This is a genomic window from Phyllobacterium sp. K27 (genome assembly GCF_054796155.1).
Window position 1 is genome coordinate 1,675,217 of the sequence record NZ_CM139240.1, and the last position, 15,847, is coordinate 1,691,063.

Annotated in this window: 16 protein-coding genes; 12 read left to right on the forward strand and 4 right to left on the reverse strand. The window is 53.2% G+C overall.

Features of this window, described 5'->3' with window-relative positions; all coding sequences use genetic code 11:
- Positions 1-48: 48 nt before the first annotated feature.
- Positions 49-651, reverse strand: coding sequence for a hypothetical protein (locus ACYJL1_RS08095; RefSeq protein WP_460897858.1), 603 nt, complete (start codon positions 649-651; stop codon positions 49-51).
- Positions 652-951: 300 nt separating this feature from the next.
- Entirely contained in the window at positions 952-1,827 is an 876-nt protein-coding gene (locus ACYJL1_RS08100; RefSeq protein ID WP_460897859.1) for a 50S ribosomal protein L11 methyltransferase, read from the reverse strand.
- A gap of 114 nt (positions 1,828-1,941) precedes the next feature.
- On the opposite strand from ACYJL1_RS08100, the gene ACYJL1_RS08105 reads away from it, so the two are divergent.
- The 5 genes from ACYJL1_RS08105 to ACYJL1_RS08125 all read left to right on the forward strand — a co-directional run bounded on the left by ACYJL1_RS08105 (position 1,942) and on the right by ACYJL1_RS08125 (position 4,645).
- The gene (locus ACYJL1_RS08105; RefSeq protein ID WP_460897860.1) at positions 1,942-2,574 is read left to right on the forward strand and encodes an LbetaH domain-containing protein; all 633 of its coding nucleotides are present in this window, start codon (positions 1,942-1,944) and stop codon (positions 2,572-2,574) included.
- Between the two features lie 85 nt (positions 2,575-2,659).
- Entirely contained in the window at positions 2,660-3,142 is a 483-nt protein-coding gene (locus tag ACYJL1_RS08110) for a CreA family protein (protein WP_460897861.1), read from the forward strand.
- A gap of 108 nt (positions 3,143-3,250) precedes the next feature.
- Entirely contained in the window at positions 3,251-3,874 is a 624-nt protein-coding gene (locus ACYJL1_RS08115; protein ID WP_460897862.1) for an N-acetylmuramoyl-L-alanine amidase, read from the forward strand.
- 89 nt (positions 3,875-3,963) lie between these two features.
- The gene (locus ACYJL1_RS08120) at positions 3,964-4,215 is read left to right on the forward strand and encodes a type II toxin-antitoxin system RelE family toxin (RefSeq protein ID WP_460897863.1); all 252 of its coding nucleotides are present in this window, start codon (positions 3,964-3,966) and stop codon (positions 4,213-4,215) included.
- Positions 4,208-4,645: a helix-turn-helix transcriptional regulator gene (locus ACYJL1_RS08125; protein ID WP_460897864.1), complete on the forward strand. Its 438-nt coding sequence runs from the start codon at positions 4,208-4,210 to the stop codon at positions 4,643-4,645. The genes ACYJL1_RS08120 and ACYJL1_RS08125 overlap by 8 nt, the downstream gene beginning before the upstream one ends.
- A 4-nt stretch (positions 4,646-4,649) precedes the next feature.
- On the opposite strand, the gene ACYJL1_RS08130 is transcribed toward ACYJL1_RS08125, so the two are convergent.
- Positions 4,650-7,091 carry an ATP-dependent helicase gene (locus ACYJL1_RS08130; RefSeq protein WP_460897865.1) on the reverse strand — a complete coding sequence of 814 codons (2,442 nt, stop codon included), beginning with the start codon at positions 7,089-7,091 and terminating at the stop codon, positions 4,650-4,652.
- 257 nt (positions 7,092-7,348) lie between these two features.
- On the opposite strand from ACYJL1_RS08130, the gene ACYJL1_RS08135 reads away from it, so the two are divergent.
- Both ACYJL1_RS08135 and ACYJL1_RS08140 read left to right on the forward strand, forming a co-directional pair.
- Entirely contained in the window at positions 7,349-9,691 is a 2,343-nt protein-coding gene (locus tag ACYJL1_RS08135) for a glucose/quinate/shikimate family membrane-bound PQQ-dependent dehydrogenase (RefSeq protein ID WP_460897866.1), read from the forward strand.
- Between the two features lie 183 nt (positions 9,692-9,874).
- Positions 9,875-10,408, forward strand: coding sequence for a glyoxalase superfamily protein (locus ACYJL1_RS08140; RefSeq protein WP_460897867.1), 534 nt, complete (start codon positions 9,875-9,877; stop codon positions 10,406-10,408).
- 1 nt (position 10,409) lies between these two features.
- On the opposite strand, the gene ACYJL1_RS08145 is transcribed toward ACYJL1_RS08140, so the two are convergent.
- Positions 10,410-10,880, reverse strand: coding sequence for an Lrp/AsnC family transcriptional regulator (locus tag ACYJL1_RS08145; RefSeq protein ID WP_460897868.1), 471 nt, complete (start codon positions 10,878-10,880; stop codon positions 10,410-10,412).
- Between the two features lie 145 nt (positions 10,881-11,025).
- Between ACYJL1_RS08145 and ACYJL1_RS08150 the strand changes: the two genes are divergently transcribed.
- The 5 genes from ACYJL1_RS08150 (at position 11,026) to ACYJL1_RS08170 (ending at position 15,822) form a co-directional block, all read left to right on the forward strand.
- Complete coding sequence (locus ACYJL1_RS08150) at positions 11,026-11,937, forward strand: DMT family transporter (protein ID WP_460897869.1); 912 nt, start codon at positions 11,026-11,028, stop codon at positions 11,935-11,937.
- A 37-nt stretch (positions 11,938-11,974) separates the two neighbouring features.
- Positions 11,975-12,862: a dienelactone hydrolase family protein gene (locus ACYJL1_RS08155; protein ID WP_460897870.1), complete on the forward strand. Its 888-nt coding sequence runs from the start codon at positions 11,975-11,977 to the stop codon at positions 12,860-12,862.
- A gap of 109 nt (positions 12,863-12,971) precedes the next feature.
- On the forward strand, positions 12,972-13,925 hold the full coding sequence (locus tag ACYJL1_RS08160) for a hypothetical protein (RefSeq protein WP_460897871.1): 954 nt from the start codon (positions 12,972-12,974) through the stop codon (positions 13,923-13,925).
- A gap of 8 nt (positions 13,926-13,933) precedes the next feature.
- Entirely contained in the window at positions 13,934-14,302 is a 369-nt protein-coding gene (locus ACYJL1_RS08165) for a DUF2185 domain-containing protein (protein ID WP_460897872.1), read from the forward strand.
- A 110-nt stretch (positions 14,303-14,412) separates the two neighbouring features.
- Positions 14,413-15,822 (forward strand): FAD-binding oxidoreductase, encoded by a 1,410-nt coding sequence (locus ACYJL1_RS08170; protein WP_460897873.1) that lies wholly within the window; start codon positions 14,413-14,415, stop codon positions 15,820-15,822.
- The last annotated feature ends 25 nt before the right edge of the window (positions 15,823-15,847 follow it).

Below are 15,847 nucleotides of genomic sequence, written 5' to 3' on the forward strand. Positions count from 1 at the left end.
CGCAATGGAGCATTGAATTTAGCAACCGGTTTAATCGCTTGCCGTGTTTTAGTCCTGAAGTTCAAGCGGAAAGGGCGTGGGCTCCCAGTATTTTTCGAGCTTGAGATTCTTGATCGTGAAAGCTTGCCTTTCTTGTAGATTCCTCAATAAGGCCGCCCTATCATGAGATATCAGCGCGTTATAGTAGTCTGGTTTCCTATCCAGCAGACCGCTTGTAATGCCTTCTTCAATAAAAGAAATTGCAAGATCAAGGTCACCGTTCGCTAAGGCAGCTATTGCGCGCAGGCTGGCATTTCGAAGAAAATACCAGGAGTTTTCGGGATCATTGCTACGGTGGGTTACATAGTCATCTATCGAGTTTATTCGGCGCAGTTCTGGTAAGGCCTCCTCAATCATGTTGCGCATGAGCTCAATAGATTCCGGATCGCGGATGTCCCATAAACGTTGATGTATGTAGAGAAGACGCCCCCCGCTTAAAGGCCAATGATTCAATCTGAGAAATGATAGTGTAATTGCTGTGTCTACCACAAAAATATTGGGGTTAGAGCGCCGATCTATACAGATAAAGCGGAGAACATTGCGTACTGGTGTTAAGACCAGCATGCGTCCAATAAGCGCCAGATCGGAATGGCGCTCCAGCAAGGGCATCATAGCCTGTTTCACATGTGCGGCTGTTGTCAATAATCTAGCTCAGGTTGGATTGGGATAACGAAGATGCGGTATGGTCCTGAAAAATTCTTGTGCACAGATTGGCCAATCTCTACCATTCTGGCGGGTGTGAGACCTGTTTTGCCTGTTTTGAGATCGTAAACGCAAACGACACCATTTTTAACTTTTTCGAGCACATCCAGACGAAGTGATCCTTTTAGGCCATATCGTACGCCTTGATCCTCATAGCGCTATATCGAGATAAGGCTGTCAATTATACCAAAGAAGCATTTAGCCCATGGGTCAGTAAGTTGCGCGCGCTTTCAGATGCAACGTGACCCAGCCTTCGCGGCGGAGGGTCTTCACGTGGAAAAGCCCCTGCACGCGATAGGCGGCCAGCACTTTTTCGCGCTGGCTTTCCAGAATGCCGGAAAGGATCAACGAGCCGCCCCAGGCGAGATGCTTGCGCATTTCAGGCGCGAGCATCATCAGCGGGCGCGCCAGAATATTGGCGACAATCAACTCAAAAGGTGCCGCGCTGCGCATGGCTGGGTGATGGAAGCCGGTTGCTGTTTCGGTGCGAACCCGGGAAGCGACACCGTTCTTCACCACATTTTCCCTCGCAACATCTACTGCTACAGGATCGATATCCGTCGCAAGAACGGGAATATGCGTTAGTTTTGCAATGCCGATTGCCAGCACCGCGCTACCTGTTCCCAAATCGAGCGCATTGCGCGGGTGTTCACGGCGGATCACTTCGCCGATCATATCAAGACAGCCCGAGGTCGTGCCGTGGTGGCCGGTGCCAAAAGCCTGCCCGGCATCGATTTCAATGCCAAGATCATTGGTGCGGCGCTTGTGGCGATCATGCGAGCCATGCACGAAGAACCGTCCGGCGCGCACAGGCTTCAGCCCTTCCAGCGAATGCGCCACCCAATCAATATCCGGCACCTGCTCGCGCTCTACCGGCCAGTTGCTGCCCAGTGCTTCGATCATCCGGGCTTCGATCTCTTCCGGTTCAAATGTATAGACCGAAACTTCGAATATTTCGCGATCCTCATCGATCTCGGCTGAGGAGATTGGAAAGCCATCGTCTTCGAAAGCATTTTCAAGCAAGGTAAACAGCCGCTCGGCTTCGGCCTTGCCGGCAGTAATGAAAAGGCGGGTCTGGGTCGTCATGGGCTTTTTGCTTTCGGAAAGGCTGTTATTGGCTACCCCTATCAGGATTTTCGCCATAGGCAACGGTGCATCATTTGTGCGAAAGAATTGCTCACCCTGATACGAGAAACCGCAATGACTGAAACTGACGATCCCCGCTTTCTTAATCCGCAGCCGCGCATCCACCCGAGCGCGCATCTGAAGGGCGTCAAGCTTGGCAAATATGCGGAAGTTGGCGAGCGCGTCATCCTGCGCGACGTCACAATGGGGGATTTTTCCTATATTGAGCGCCACAGCGAGGGAATTTACGCCGATATAGGCCGGTTTTGTTCTATTGGTCCAAATGTGCGCATCAACGCACTAGAACATCCCATGGAGCGGGTCACAACCCACAAGATCAGCTACCGGCCCAATGAGTTTTTCAAGTTTCAGGGCATAGACGCCGATTTTCGTGCGCGCAGGCAAGCGAAGCGGGTCAGAATTGGTCATGATGTCTGGATCGGCCATGGCGCAGTGATCATGCCGGCGATCAGCATTAGTCATGGCGCGGTCATCGGTGCCAATGCTGTCGTCACCAAGAATGTCGCACCCTATATGATCGTGGCCGGTAATCCTGCCAAGCCCATACGTCCGCGTTTTCCGGAAGAGATTGCTGCTCGCCTGATCAAGCTTGCCTGGTGGGATTGGCCGCATACGATCCTGTTTGATGCCATTGCTGACATCCAATCCCTGAGCATTGAAGATTTTCTCGCCAAATGGGAACATTAACGCAATATCGCCGTTCCCGGTTGCATCCCACACGCTTCATACCCAACTGGAGCGTATCATTCTGCCAAAATTTGTGGAGATTTCGATGAAGCGTACTCTTGCTGCACTGGCCATTCTGGGCGCTGCCATAATGCCTACTCATGCGGAGGAGGTGGGGCAAGTCGGCGTCGATTGGCTGGGCAATGATATTGTCATTGATGCTGTGACTGATCCGAAAGTGCAGGGCGTCACCTGCCATCTTGCCTCCTTCTCACGCGGTGTCATCGACAGATTGCAAAAGGGCAACTGGTTCGAAGATCCGTCCAATGCCTCCATTTCGTGCCAGCAGACAGGTCCGGTCGTTATCGGTGATATTGAACTGGATGAAGGCGGCGAGCGGGTATTCTCCGAGCGCACCAGTCTGATCTGGAAGAAGCTCATCATCACCCGCATTTACGACAAGGCGAACAATACGCTGATCTATCTGGCCCATGCCAGCCAGGTGCAGGACGGTTCGGCCAAGACTTCCATATCCACGGTCCCGCTATTTGCGGGCAATGTCACCTGGACCAAGGGTAAGCCGGAATAATCAGCAAGAACGAAGCAGCGATGCCGCATGATGCGGCATCTTTTTCATTGACGAATAGGAATAAAAACTTATTATGCGGGATATAGATTTGCTTTAAGGAATTTTATCATGAGTTTTGCCGTTAAAAGCCACAGATTATATGCCGGTTCCAGTAAAATTCCTTTTGTTCCATCACCCAATATGGGCGGGCGCCTCACCCCGAAATTTCTCATTATCCACTATACGGCCAGTGGCCCGAATTCGGATATTGCCAGTTACTTCGCTCAAAAATCGTCCAATGTTTCGGCTCATCTGGTTATCCGTCGTGACGGAACTGTAAAGCAATGCGTTCCTTTCAACAGGGTGGCGTGGCACGCGGGCAAAAGCCGATGGACGGGCAAAGACGGCAGGCATTATTCCGGCTTGAACAGTTCTTCAATAGGCATCGAAATTGAAAATTGGGGCCCACTCAAGAGGATGGAAGATCGCTGGTCTTCATGGACTGGCGTCAATGTTCCCCGCTCAAAAATTATCGAGGCACGCCACAAATTCGGTGTTCCGGATTGTGGTTGGGAAATTTTTACCAAAGCGCAGATGGAAACAGCTGTCGCTGCGGCGCGGGCAATCTGCGCCGCCTATAGGATCGAAGACATTATGGGCCATGATGACATTGCGCCGGGCCGAAAGTCAGACCCAGGACCCGCCTGGGATATGGATGCGTTCAGGGGGAGGGTATATGTGCCAAGCTGCTAATCGCAGCTATCGCTTGTTCAGACATTGAGAAGAGGTACACTGGATTAATTAAAATCTATTGCATTTTATAGCTATTGGTAATAATTATAATGAAAACTATTGCATATAGCAAATCTTCGTCGCAATTATTGCGACGAATTCCGAAAAACGAAGCTGAAAAGATAATAAGGAAAATCCGCGCCTACGCGGATGATCCCGCAAGTTTGAAAAATAATGTGAAAACCTTGCAAGGCTTGGGACTTAAGCGCCTTCGGGTTGGTGAGTGGCGCGTCATTTTTGATGAGAATGGAAACGTGCTGACAATCATTAAAATTGGCCCACGGAGTAGTGTCTATGATTGAGGCAAAAATGGGTGAACTGAAGGTAAGCTATGTCATGCCTCCGGGCAGCGATCAGCGTTACGCCATGATTTCAGAAGGCGATTTTCTCGCTTTAAAAGCAATTATAACCCGTCTCGATGATGTCGTGCTTGGCAGCGATGGTCATTCCATAAATGAACTTGTGGAAGCATTGAACATTCGAGATGCTATTGCACGGGGCGAGGAGGAGGCATTTCCCGAAGATGTGGTACTCGCTCTCGTGCAAGGTGAGAACCCGGTGAGAGTTTTCCGGAAGTGGCGCGGCATGACAGCCGTGGCGCTGTCGCAGGCAGCAGGAATTTCGCAACCATATCTTTCCGAAATTGAAAATGGTTCAAAAGATGGATCATTATCAGTGATGAAACGTATTGCGACTATACTGAATGTGACACTTGATGATTTGGCGGGATAACAGTTCAAATCCCCTTCACAAAACTATCCAGCACGCGTTTTTGTCCGGCCTTGTCGAAGTCGATGGTCAGTTTGTTGCCTTCAATGGAAGAGACGTTGCCATTGCCGAATTTGATGTGGAATACCCGGTCGCCAACATCGAAATTCGACGGCGTTTCGCTGACAGATTTGGCGACGAGTTCGCCGTCAATCATGCGGCCTTTAACAGAGCCGCGCCCTGCGCCATGGCCGGAATCCGTTTCGCCATAGCCTATGCGTTCCACGCGTGCGCCTGACCGCGAGCCCCAATTGTTCCGCGTTGCGTCTGAGCGGTTCTGCTGGGCTCTTTGCCAGCCTGGCGTTGAATAGCTGTTTTCAAAAGGATCGGCACGATCAAAACGCGATTGGCCATAACCACCGCGACCGCCATAGCCGCCATAGCTGTCACCGCCTGCAATCACTTCCACATGCGCTTCGGGAAGTTCTTCAAGAAAGCGGGAAGGGATGGTGGATTGCCACAGGCCATGAATACGGCGGTTGGAAACAAACCAGATATGCAGATTTTTCTTGGCGCGAGTCAGGCCGACATAGGCCAGACGGCGCTCCTCTTCCAGCCCGGAGCGTCCACCTTCATCAAGCGCGCGCTGATGCGGAAACAGACCTTCCTCCCAGCCGGGAAGAATGACTGTTTCAAATTCCAACCCCTTCGCTGAATGCAGCGTCATGATGTTAACAGCATCAAGATTTTCGTTCTGCTCGGCATCCATGACCAGTGCCACATGCTCAAGGAAAGAGCGCAGTGACTCATATTCTTCCATCGAGCGGATAAGCTCTTTGAGGTTTTCCAGCCGTCCCGGCGCTTCAGCTGAACGATCCGCCTGCCACATGGCAGTATAGCCGGACTCATCGAGAATTTTCTCGGCCAGTTCCGTATGTGGTGTTGAATCGATCTGTGATTGCCAACGCCGGAAATTTTCCACCACTTCGCGCAAAGCGGAGCGTGGCTTCGGCTTTAATTCTTCCGTTTCCACAAGATCTGCGGCCGCATCCAGCATACCAATGTCCTTGGCGCGGGCATAATCATGCACCTGTCGGATTGCAGCTTCGCCAAGCCCGCGTTTGGGATTGTTGATAATACGCTCTAGCGCCAGATCATCGGAGCCTTGCGCAACGACGCGGAAATAGGCAAGCGCGTCGCGGATTTCCATGCGTTCATAGAAGCGCGGGCCTCCGACAACGCGGTAATTCAGGCCAAGCGTGACAAAGCGGTCTTCAAACTCACGCATCTGAAATGAAGCGCGTACGAGAATGGCAATGTCATTGAGATTGTGGCCCTTGCGCTGGGCCTGCTCAATCTCTTCGCCAACTGCCCGTGCTTCCTCCTCGGAGTCCCAGCCGGCATGCACATTGACCTTGGCATCTTCCGGGTTTGGCGCATCGGTAAAAAGCGTTTTGCCAAGCCGTCCCTCATTGTGGGAAATGAGATGCGATGCGGTGCCAAGAATATGCGCAGTGGAACGGTAGTTGCGCTCCAACCGGATAACGACTGCACCGGGGAAATCTTTCTCGAAGCGCAGAATGTTGTCCACTTCCGCGCCGCGCCAGCCATAGATCGACTGGTCGTCGTCGCCAACGCAGCAGACATTCTTCGAACCCTGTGCAATCAGGCGCAGCCACATATATTGCGCGGTATTGGTATCCTGATACTCGTCAACAAGAATATAGCGAAACTTGGCGTGATATTCCTTGAGAATATCGGGATAGGCGCGGAACATGCGGATAGGGTGGCACAGCAAATCGCCGAAATCACAGGCGTTCAATGTCTTGAGGCGGTTCTGATAGGCGGTATAAAGTTCGCGGCCCTTGCCATTGGCAAATGACCGGGCATCGCCTTCGGCAATTTCCGAAGGCCCAAGCCCTTTGTTTTTCCAGCCATCAATCATCAGCGCAAATTGCTTGGCGGGCCAGCGCTTGTCGTCCAGACCCTCCGCCTGAATGATCTGTTTGATCAGTCTTATGACGTCATCCGTGTCCAGAATGGTGAAGTCGGAACGCAGGCCCACGAGTTCGGCATGACGGCGCAGCAGTTTGACGCCGATGGAGTGGAATGTACCCAGCCATGGCATGCCCTCGACAGCGCCGCCGACCAGAACGCCAATGCGCTCTTTCATCTCGCGTGCTGCTTTATTCGTAAATGTCACGGCAAGTATCTGGCTTGGCCAGGCTTTGCCCAGCGAAAGGATATGCGCAATACGCGAAGTCAGCACCCGTGTTTTGCCCGTGCCTGCACCAGCCAGAACGAGTACAGGTCCCTCGGTCGTTTCAACCGCCAGTCGCTGTTCAGGGTTAAGGCCGTTGAGATAAGGTGGTGCGCTACGCGCCTGCATGGCGCGCGCAGCTATGCCCGAAGGCTGGCGTGGCGCTTCAGGTTCGTCAAAAAACGGAATATCGTCAGGTAATCCAGACATTTGAACCCAATGTAGTGATTCGGCACCGAAAAACCAGAAAAATGCGATACAAAAAGAGAACAATTGCAATTAGCCCCGACTTTCGGTTGAGGCGTGAGGTTGAAATATCAAGTCAGGATATTGCGTCTCCCACTTTATGGGCCTACCCATTTTGATTAGTGACTCGTTACCTTCAAGGTTTTGACAGTCGGCGGCAACATTCGTTGCCCGTGTCAGGATCATCCGGTTATGATTGAGCTTGGAAAGGGACTTTCCCCATGGCAATCACTCTCACCGCACTCGTTTTCCTTTTCATTGGCGCAGCGCTTGGCATCGGCGGTATATGGCTCGCTGTCCTGGGAGGCAGTTGGTATTACATCATTGCCGCTCTTGCGTTCCTCGTAGTTGCCTTTCTGCTCTTCCGCAGGCGGTCGTCCGCATTGCTGTTTTATGCACTGTTGGTCATAGGAACGCTCGGTTGGGCCATCTGGGAAATCGGCTTCGACTGGTGGCAGCTTGCACCGCGGGGCGGTGTCATCATGATCCTTGGCCTTTGGTTGCTTGCTCCGTGGATCAGGCGAGGCTTGAATTCATCTGCAGGTAGTGCCGGTTCTTCATCCGGCGGCCCGGCCTTGGCATTGTCCGTTGCTGTTGTCGCTGCGCTGGTGGTTGCAGGCTATTCAATGAGTCAGGATCCATTGCAAATTACGGGCGAACTGAGCAAGGAAATTGTCTCGGATACTGTCGATTTGGGTGGCAATATGCCTGAAGGTGACTGGCACCAGTATGGGCGTACACCCTATGGTCAGCGCTATTCGCCGCTTAAGCAGATCACCACGCAAAATGTCGACAAGTTGCAAGTCGCCTGGACCTATCAGACGGGCGACGTCAAGCTGCCGGAAGATGTCGGCGAGACCACCTATCAAGTAACGCCGCTGAAGGTTCGCGATACGCTGTTCATCTGTACACCGCATAATTGGGCCATCGCGCTCGATGCTGCAACAGGTAAGGAAAAGTGGAAGTTTGATTCCAATTCCGGCATGAATCCCGATCGTCAGCACCAGACCTGCCGTGGTGTGTCATATTATGCCGACCCTGCGGCAACGCCCGGACAGCCGTGTGCGGAACGCGTCTATCTGCCAACGTCCGATGCGCGTTTGATCGCGCTCGATGCGGCCAATGGCCAGATTTGTCCAGCCTTTGCTGACAAGGGCACGCTGCATCTTGAAAAGGGCATGCCCTATAATCCTGCGGGCTATTATTATTCCACATCGCCGCCGGTTGTTGCGGCAGGAAAGATCATTGTCGGCGGTGCGGTCAATGATAATTATTCGACGAAGGAACAGTCCGGTGTTATCCGCGCTTTCGATATCAACACCGGCGAACTTGTGTGGAACTGGGATTCCGGCAATCCGGATGTAACGACGCCATTGCCGGAGGGGCAGACATACACGCATAATTCTCCCAATAGCTGGTCAGTTTCCAGCGCCGACGAAAAGCTTGGACTGATCTATGTTCCGCTGGGAAATCAGACACCTGATCAGCTTGGGGCAGGGCGCTCGGCCAATGTCGAGAAATTCTCATCCTCCATCGTTGCGCTTGATCTCAATACCGGCCAGGTGCGCTGGGTGCGCCAGACTGTCCATCATGATCTTTGGGATATGGATGTGCCTGCGCAACCCACGCTGGTTGACATCAACACAGCCAACGGCACCGTGCCGGGACTGGTGGGGCCGACGAAACAGGGTGATATATATGTGCTCGACCGCCGCACGGGCGAGCCGATCATCCCCATCAAGGAAATACCTGCACCGCAAGGTGCGATTGAGGGCGACTTTACCGCGCCTACGCAGCCCATTTCCGACCTGACATTCTCGCCGCCGCCATTGACCGGCACGGATATGTGGGGTGTGTCGATGTTCGACCAGCTCGCGTGCCGGATCGAGTTTCTGAAGCTGCGCTATGAAGGGCGCTATACCCCACCTTCATTGCAGGGGACGCTGGTCTATCCGGGCAATTTTGGTGTGTTCAACTGGGGTGGGGTCGCGGTTGATCCCGAACGACAGATCATGTTCGGCATGCCGACCTATCTTGCCTTTACCTCGCGTCTTGTGCCACGCGCCGATGTGCCTCCGCCTGGCGTTGGCACCAAGGGTAGCGAACAGGGGCTCAACCGCAATGAGGGTGCACCTTACGCGGTGGTCATGGGGCCGTTTGTTTCGCCGTTGGGCCTGCCTTGCCAGGCACCGCCATGGGGCTATGTCGCTGGTGCCGATCTGCGCACGGGCAAGATCGCATGGAAGCATCGCAATGGCACTGTGCGGGATTCTTCCCCGCTGCCGCTGCCATTCAAGGTTGGCGTGCCGGGCATTGGCGGTCCGATCATCACCGCTGGTGGTGTCGCGTTTCTCGGCGCTGCGGTTGATGATTATCTGCGCGCCTATGATGTGACCGATGGCAAGCAATTGTGGGAGGCGCGTCTCCCTGCCGGTGGTCAATCGACGCCGATGACGTTCTCATTGGATGATGGCAAGCAATATGTGGTCATTGTTGCGGGCGGCCATGGTTCGGTTGGGACCAAGCCAGGCGATTACGTCATCGCCTATACCCTGCCAAAATAAGATTGACGGTAATCTGAAGCAGTAATATTGCTGCGTGCGGCTGATACAGCCAGCCGCTCGCAGCCTTCGGGTTACGGTGAATGTATCGAGTAAACAAGCTTGGCTTCATCCTTTGAAAGGTGAACGGGTCGGCAATGCGAGCACTGACTTTCCAGATTCACCGACGACGACGAAGGATCGATCATGCGTACATTCAATGACGCCAAGGCTATTGCCAAATCGCTGCGCAACGCTCTGGACGAAAAGAATATCAAAATTTCCCACAGTGAGGGGCTTGAACTCGTCGCAGCCGGCTTCGGTTTCGATAGTTGGAATGTGTTGGCGGCCAGGATCGCCGATGAGCCTGCTACAAAGCGGAATATTGCCATCGGACCTGCCAATCCCATCCTGCGTATCTTTGATGTCTCTAAAGCCCGGGAATTCTATCTCGATTTTCTTGGCTTCACGCTCGATTGGGAGCATCGGTTTGGAGACAATTTTCCGCTTTATTGTCAGGTATCACGTTCCGGTCTGACGCTGCATCTCAGCGAACATTCAGGCGATGCCAGCCCAGGCGCTCGGGTCTTTGTCCGCATGACGGGTATTGAGGCTTTTCATAAGGAATTGTATTCCCAAGACTATCGCTTCATGAAACCTGGTCTTGAAGAAGCAGCCTGGGGACGAGAAGTTACCGTTACTGACCCGTTCAGCAACCGGATTACCTTCTGCGAATCCTGATTCAGCGCTGAGGCAGCTTCAACGGACTGTTGGTCTTGATCGTGCGAATGGCAAAATTCGAGCGAATGTCGGATATGCCGGGCAGGACCAGCAGTTTTTCCGTAAGAAACCGCTCATAGGCGGAAAGGTCTTCGACGACCACCTCAGCAAGGAAATCCGCAGTTCCTGAAATGAGAAACGCTCCGGTCACTTCCGGCATGGCGATCAAAGCCGCCTGTTGAAGCTCGGAGTTTGCCTTGCTGTGCTGCCCCACTTTGATTTCCACGAAGACAGTCAGTCCAAGCCCAACTTCCTTGCGGTCAATATCGGCGCGATAACCTCGAATAACGCCCGACTTTTCCAGATTGCGGATGCGCCGCAAGCAAGGCGAGGGTGAGAGGTTCACCCTTTCTGCAATCTCCACATTTGTCGCGCGCGCATCGCTTTGAAGCGCTTCGAGGATACCAATATCAAATTTATCAAGATTTGGCATAATTTGCCTATTTTTCTTTTAGATCTTATTGAAAGTTGCTAAAATGCTATTCTAAGTGGCATCAACTTGCAAGGACCTGCTAGTGCCATTCGCCATATATTGCTTCCACGGAAAACATATTCAGTTAATCTGAAAGGAAACTTCGATGGTTGCGATCTCACCGGAAATCAACAAGTCAAGCTCTCTGGCACCCGGCTATGCTGGCGCTCTGGTGACGGTCTTCATCTGGGCAACATGGATTGTCGCTACGCGCCACTCAAGCGGCACGCAACTTGGCACTATTGATCTTGGTCTCATCCGCTATGGTCTGCCAGCGCTGGTGCTGGCGCCGGTCTGGTTGAAGATTGGTCTTGTGCCGCGCAATGTGCCCCTGGCATTGCTCGCAATCATGGTGTGTGGCGCAGGCGTGTTATTTTTCCAGATCACCACCTTTGCCATTCATTCGACGCCTGCCGCTGCCGTTGGCGTGTTGCTCGGCGGTTCCATGCCGCTTGCAGCCGCTTTGATCGGGGTCGTGTTGTTCGGCGAGCGCCCGGACCCCACACGCTGGCTCGGCCTTGCCGCCATTGTTGCCGGGCTTGCCATTCTCTTGACGCTTGCCATTGGCAGCCATGAGATTTCATGGGTGAGCTTTGTTTGCCTGCCACTTGGGGCATTGCTTTGGGCCGGGTACACCCACGCTTTCAAGCGTTCAGGTCTGACCGCTCTGCAGGGTGGGGCTTTGATTGCTGTCTGGTCATTTATTATCCACTTGGTGTTGGCTGCCTGCTTCGGTACCACGATCATGGATGTGCCACTGCCGGAGCTTGGTTTGCAGTTTCTAACCCAAGGCGTCCTCTCGGGGCTGGCTGCCATGCTGGCCTATGGCATAGCCGTTCGTTCGCTTGGCGGCAGTCAGGCTGCTGCATTCAGTGCACTCACGCCGGTACTTGCAGCGATAGGTGGCTCCATCTTCCTTGACGAGGCGCTCGGCGTCTGGGAAATTGCAGCTGCTGTCATCACAGGACTTGGCGTTGCTCTTTCTACCGGCATCCTGTCGCATCGGGTCAGGATTTGATTGGAGGAGGGGGCTCATCCTCGAGAAGGGTTATAAAATGAGCGAACCAACAAAGCATCCGAATATTACCCAGGCGATGGTCGATGCGTTTGATGAGTATACCCACCTCACGCTTGACCGCCGCTCTTTCATGGACAAGCTCACCAAGCTTGCAGGTTCGGGCGCCGCTGCGGCAGTCATTGCTCCCATGCTTGCAGCAAATTCTGCTCAGGCTGCAATCATTGCACCGGAAGACAAACGGCTCTTTACCAAAAATCTCGTATTTGCAGGGCCTTCCGGTAATATAAAGGCCTATCTCGCCGTTCCTGTCGAGACTTCGGGCAAGCTTCCGGCGGTTATCGTCATCCACGAGAATCGCGGCCTGAACGGCCATATTCGTGACGTTGCCCGGCGCATGGCACTTGAAGGTTTTGTTGCAATGGCGCCGGATCTGCTTTCATCGGCTGGCGGCACGCCGGAGGACGAGGAAAAAGCGCGTGGCATGATCGGCGCTCTGGATTCAAAGACGGCGATCGCAGAGGGCATCGCTTCTCTGGACTATCTTGCCAAAGTCAAATCATCAAATGGCAAGGTTGGCGCAGTGGGGTTTTGTTGGGGCGGCGGCATGGTCAATGACCTTGCTGTCAATGCGCCACAGCTTGGGGCAGGTGTCGCCTATTACGGCCGCCAGCCGAAGTCAGAGGACGTCGCAAAGATCAAAGCGCCTTTGCTTTTGCAATATGCCGGTCTCGACACGCGAATCAATGCCGGAATCGAGGACTATAGGAAGGCGCTGGAAGCCAACGAGAAAACCTTTGAGATTCATATCTATGAAGGCGCTAATCATGCCTTTAACAATGACACCTCTGCAGCGCGTTACGACAAGAAGACCGCTGATCTGGCATGGGGTCGCACTGTCGAGTTTTTCAAGAAGCATTTAAACTGAGAGCAATTCAACTCAGTTGTGGTCCAGACCAATCGGCCTGCGAAACCAATCGCTTGCCGGATCGTTCTGTGCTTACTATTTGTGCATGGAATAAAACGGGAATTGATAAATGCGGTTTGCTGGACGGGTCTTCGCTCTATTGTTTGTTTTGCTGGCGCTCGCTCAGCCCGGATTCGCTCAAGAAGCGGTTTTTCCCGGTGGATCAGGTATCGGCTTGGTTCCGCCAGCTGGTCTGGCGCCATCATCCAGTTTCAGCGGTTTTGAAGACCCCGCCAAGGGCACATCTATTGTGGTGACCGAGCTTCCCGTTGATGCCTATGCCACAATTGCTGCGGGCTTTAACAGGGAAGGCTTGCTGGCTGCCGGCATAGAAACAATATCCGGTCCCGACGAGTGGCCGGTACAAGGCGCTGTCGTTTCAAAGCTGATCCGCGCCAGTCAGGTCGCGGCTGGTGTTAAGTATCGCAAGTGGATCGTGCTTGTGGGTGCTGAAAGCACGACGGCGATGGTGACAGTGCAGATACCGGATGGCGCCAAAGGTGTGTTGTCGGACGCTGATGTAGAAAAAGCCCTGCGCACTTTGACTGTTCGCCCCCCGACAAGCCTGTCCGACCAGATCGCATCTTTACCGTTCAAAGTTTCCGATACATCCGGTTTTCGCCCCGTGCGTGTTATTGCCGGAGCGACATTGCTTCTGACCGAGGGGCCGAATGATGTTGCGATCAACTCCATGCAGCCAATGCTAGTTATCGCCTCAAATCTGAATACGGCTCCGGAACCCGCTACACGGCTTGAGTTCTCCAAAAAGGCCTTTGCATCGCTAACCGGGATAAAGGACGTCCAATCCGACAATGAGACCAGCAGTGAGGCGGATGGCGCGGAGTGGATCGAAATCGATGGGACGGCGACAGATTCCGCCAGTGGCGATGCGCTGTATGTGGCGCAGATCGCCCGGTTTGAGACCAGTCGTTACGTACGCGCCATCCTTATCGTTAACAGCACGGAAAAAAGCAAATATGCCGACCGCTTCCGGAAGCTAGCCAAGTCCATGACGATCAACTAAAATTGGGTATGGATAAAAGTTACCGACTCACCAAGGAAGAAATACGGCCACTGATACGCAATTATGGTGGTTGCATCGCTACTGACACAATAACCATTGACGGCTATCCGGTGCGATTCATGTATCGTGAAGATCCCGATAATGATCTTGATAGCGGCTGGCGCTTCCTCTCCGGCTTTGAGAGCGACGATTACATGGAAGATCCTGAGAACAGTGGTATCTTCGACGTCAATACCATTGCAAATTATGATCCGAGCATAATCCCCCTTCTGGATTCGCCCGTTGGAAGCGTCTTTGAAAAGACCGGCGAGCAGGAGCGCTTTGTTGCTGTGACGGATTGGTCTCCCGACGAAGATGATGACGAGGACGACGATTGACGTTGGCACACGTGACCTTTCGTGTAACGCAGAGTTACAACTGGACAAGGGCCGTGTATTGCCTGAAAATGCCGACCTGAAGAGAATCCAACAAAAGGCTGGAAACTGGAATGGCATTGGCAGACGCAGGTGCATTGCTGCGCAACGAGAACGGCATTGCGACCGTTGTATCAATCCTCAAGAAGCGCTTCGGCGAGAATGCTCAAGGCGGAAAATCTATCCGCGAGCAGCATGCCCATACCACCAGCTATGTGCCGAATCAGGCTCCTGATCTGGTTGTATTTGCCGAGTCTGTTGAAGACGTGCAGGAGATTGTGCGCCTTTGCAGTGAATGGCAGGTACCCGTTATCGCGTTTGGAACCGGAACCTCGCTTGAGGGCCAGGTGAATGCGCCCGCTGGAGGCATATCAATTGATCTTTCGCGGATGAATCGCATTTTGAAGGTCTATAATGAAGACTTGAACGTCGTCATTGAGCCGGGTGTCACACGCAAGGAGTTGAACGAGTATCTGCGCGATACCGGTTTGTTCTTCCCTATCGACCCCGGTGCAAATGCCAGCCTTGGCGGTATGGCTGCAACCCGCGCGTCGGGAACAAACGCCGTCCGCTATGGCACGATGCGGGAAAATGTTTTGGCCCTTAAAGCCGTGATGCCGGATGGCAGGCTTATTACGACGTCGAAGCGGGTGAAGAAGACTTCAGCGGGCTACGATCTGACAAGGCTTTTGATCGGCTCCGAGGGAACGCTTGGCATTATCGTCGAGCTGACTTTGAAATTATACGGCATTCCACAAGCGATTTCCGGTGGTATCTGCGCTTTTCCTGATCTGAAAAGTGCCTGCAATACGGTTATCGAAACAATTCAGATGGGAATTCCTGTTGCGCGCATCGAGCTCGTCAATGAACTCGAAATGACGGCAATGATTGCCTATTCCAAGCTGGATTATGATCCCGCACCCTATCTGTTTCTGGAGTTCCACGGCAGTGAAACGAGTGTCGCCGAGCAGGCGGAATTGTTTGGAGAAATTGCTGCGGCCAATGGTGGTGGCGAATTTAAATGGACCGCCAATGTTGAAGAGCGGGAAAAACTGTGGTCCGCGCGGCACAATTCCTACTTTGCCTGCATGACCTTGGCACCTGGCAAGCAATCGCTTTCCACCGACGTATGCGTGCCGATTTCACGTCTGGCCGAATGCATCGTCGAGACCGAGAGGGACATTGAGCAGAGCGGTCTCATTGCACCTATCGTTGGTCACGCCGGTGATGGCAATTTCCACGTGCTCGTGCTTTTTGATGAGAAGAATCCAGTCGAAATCGAGAATGTGGAGGCCTTTGTCGAGCGCCTGAATCTCCGCGCTATCGCGATGGATGGAACGTGCACCGGCGAACATGGGATCGGGCAAGGGAAGATCAAGTTTCTGCGTGCTGAACTTGGTGGTGCTGTCGATGTCATGGAAACGATCAAGCGAGCTATTGATCCGGGAAATATCATGAATCCTGGCAAGATCTTACGGCTTTAGGTTCGCATTTTGATTCCGCGTGTTA

Coding starts and splice junctions, on each gene's coding strand:
- ACYJL1_RS08120 (WP_460897863.1), top strand. CDS start 3,964: ATGAAAACTATTGCATATAGCAAATCTTCGTCGCAATTATTGCGACGA.
- ACYJL1_RS08095 (WP_460897858.1), bottom strand. CDS start 651: ATGATGCCCTTGCTGGAGCGCCATTCCGATCTGGCGCTTATTGGACGC.
- ACYJL1_RS08110 (WP_460897861.1), top strand. CDS start 2,660: ATGAAGCGTACTCTTGCTGCACTGGCCATTCTGGGCGCTGCCATAATG.
- ACYJL1_RS08125 (WP_460897864.1), top strand. CDS start 4,208: ATGATTGAGGCAAAAATGGGTGAACTGAAGGTAAGCTATGTCATGCCT.
- ACYJL1_RS08140 (WP_460897867.1), top strand. CDS start 9,875: ATGCGTACATTCAATGACGCCAAGGCTATTGCCAAATCGCTGCGCAAC.
- ACYJL1_RS08150 (WP_460897869.1), top strand. CDS start 11,026: ATGGTTGCGATCTCACCGGAAATCAACAAGTCAAGCTCTCTGGCACCC.
- ACYJL1_RS08155 (WP_460897870.1), top strand. CDS start 11,975: ATGAGCGAACCAACAAAGCATCCGAATATTACCCAGGCGATGGTCGAT.
- ACYJL1_RS08130 (WP_460897865.1), bottom strand. CDS start 7,091: ATGTCTGGATTACCTGACGATATTCCGTTTTTTGACGAACCTGAAGCG.
- ACYJL1_RS08105 (WP_460897860.1), top strand. CDS start 1,942: ATGACTGAAACTGACGATCCCCGCTTTCTTAATCCGCAGCCGCGCATC.
- ACYJL1_RS08160 (WP_460897871.1), top strand. CDS start 12,972: ATGCGGTTTGCTGGACGGGTCTTCGCTCTATTGTTTGTTTTGCTGGCG.
- ACYJL1_RS08100 (WP_460897859.1), bottom strand. CDS start 1,827: ATGACGACCCAGACCCGCCTTTTCATTACTGCCGGCAAGGCCGAAGCC.
- ACYJL1_RS08165 (WP_460897872.1), top strand. CDS start 13,934: ATGGATAAAAGTTACCGACTCACCAAGGAAGAAATACGGCCACTGATA.
- ACYJL1_RS08145 (WP_460897868.1), bottom strand. CDS start 10,880: ATGCCAAATCTTGATAAATTTGATATTGGTATCCTCGAAGCGCTTCAA.
- ACYJL1_RS08170 (WP_460897873.1), top strand. CDS start 14,413: ATGGCATTGGCAGACGCAGGTGCATTGCTGCGCAACGAGAACGGCATT.
- ACYJL1_RS08115 (WP_460897862.1), top strand. CDS start 3,251: ATGAGTTTTGCCGTTAAAAGCCACAGATTATATGCCGGTTCCAGTAAA.
- ACYJL1_RS08135 (WP_460897866.1), top strand. CDS start 7,349: ATGGCAATCACTCTCACCGCACTCGTTTTCCTTTTCATTGGCGCAGCG.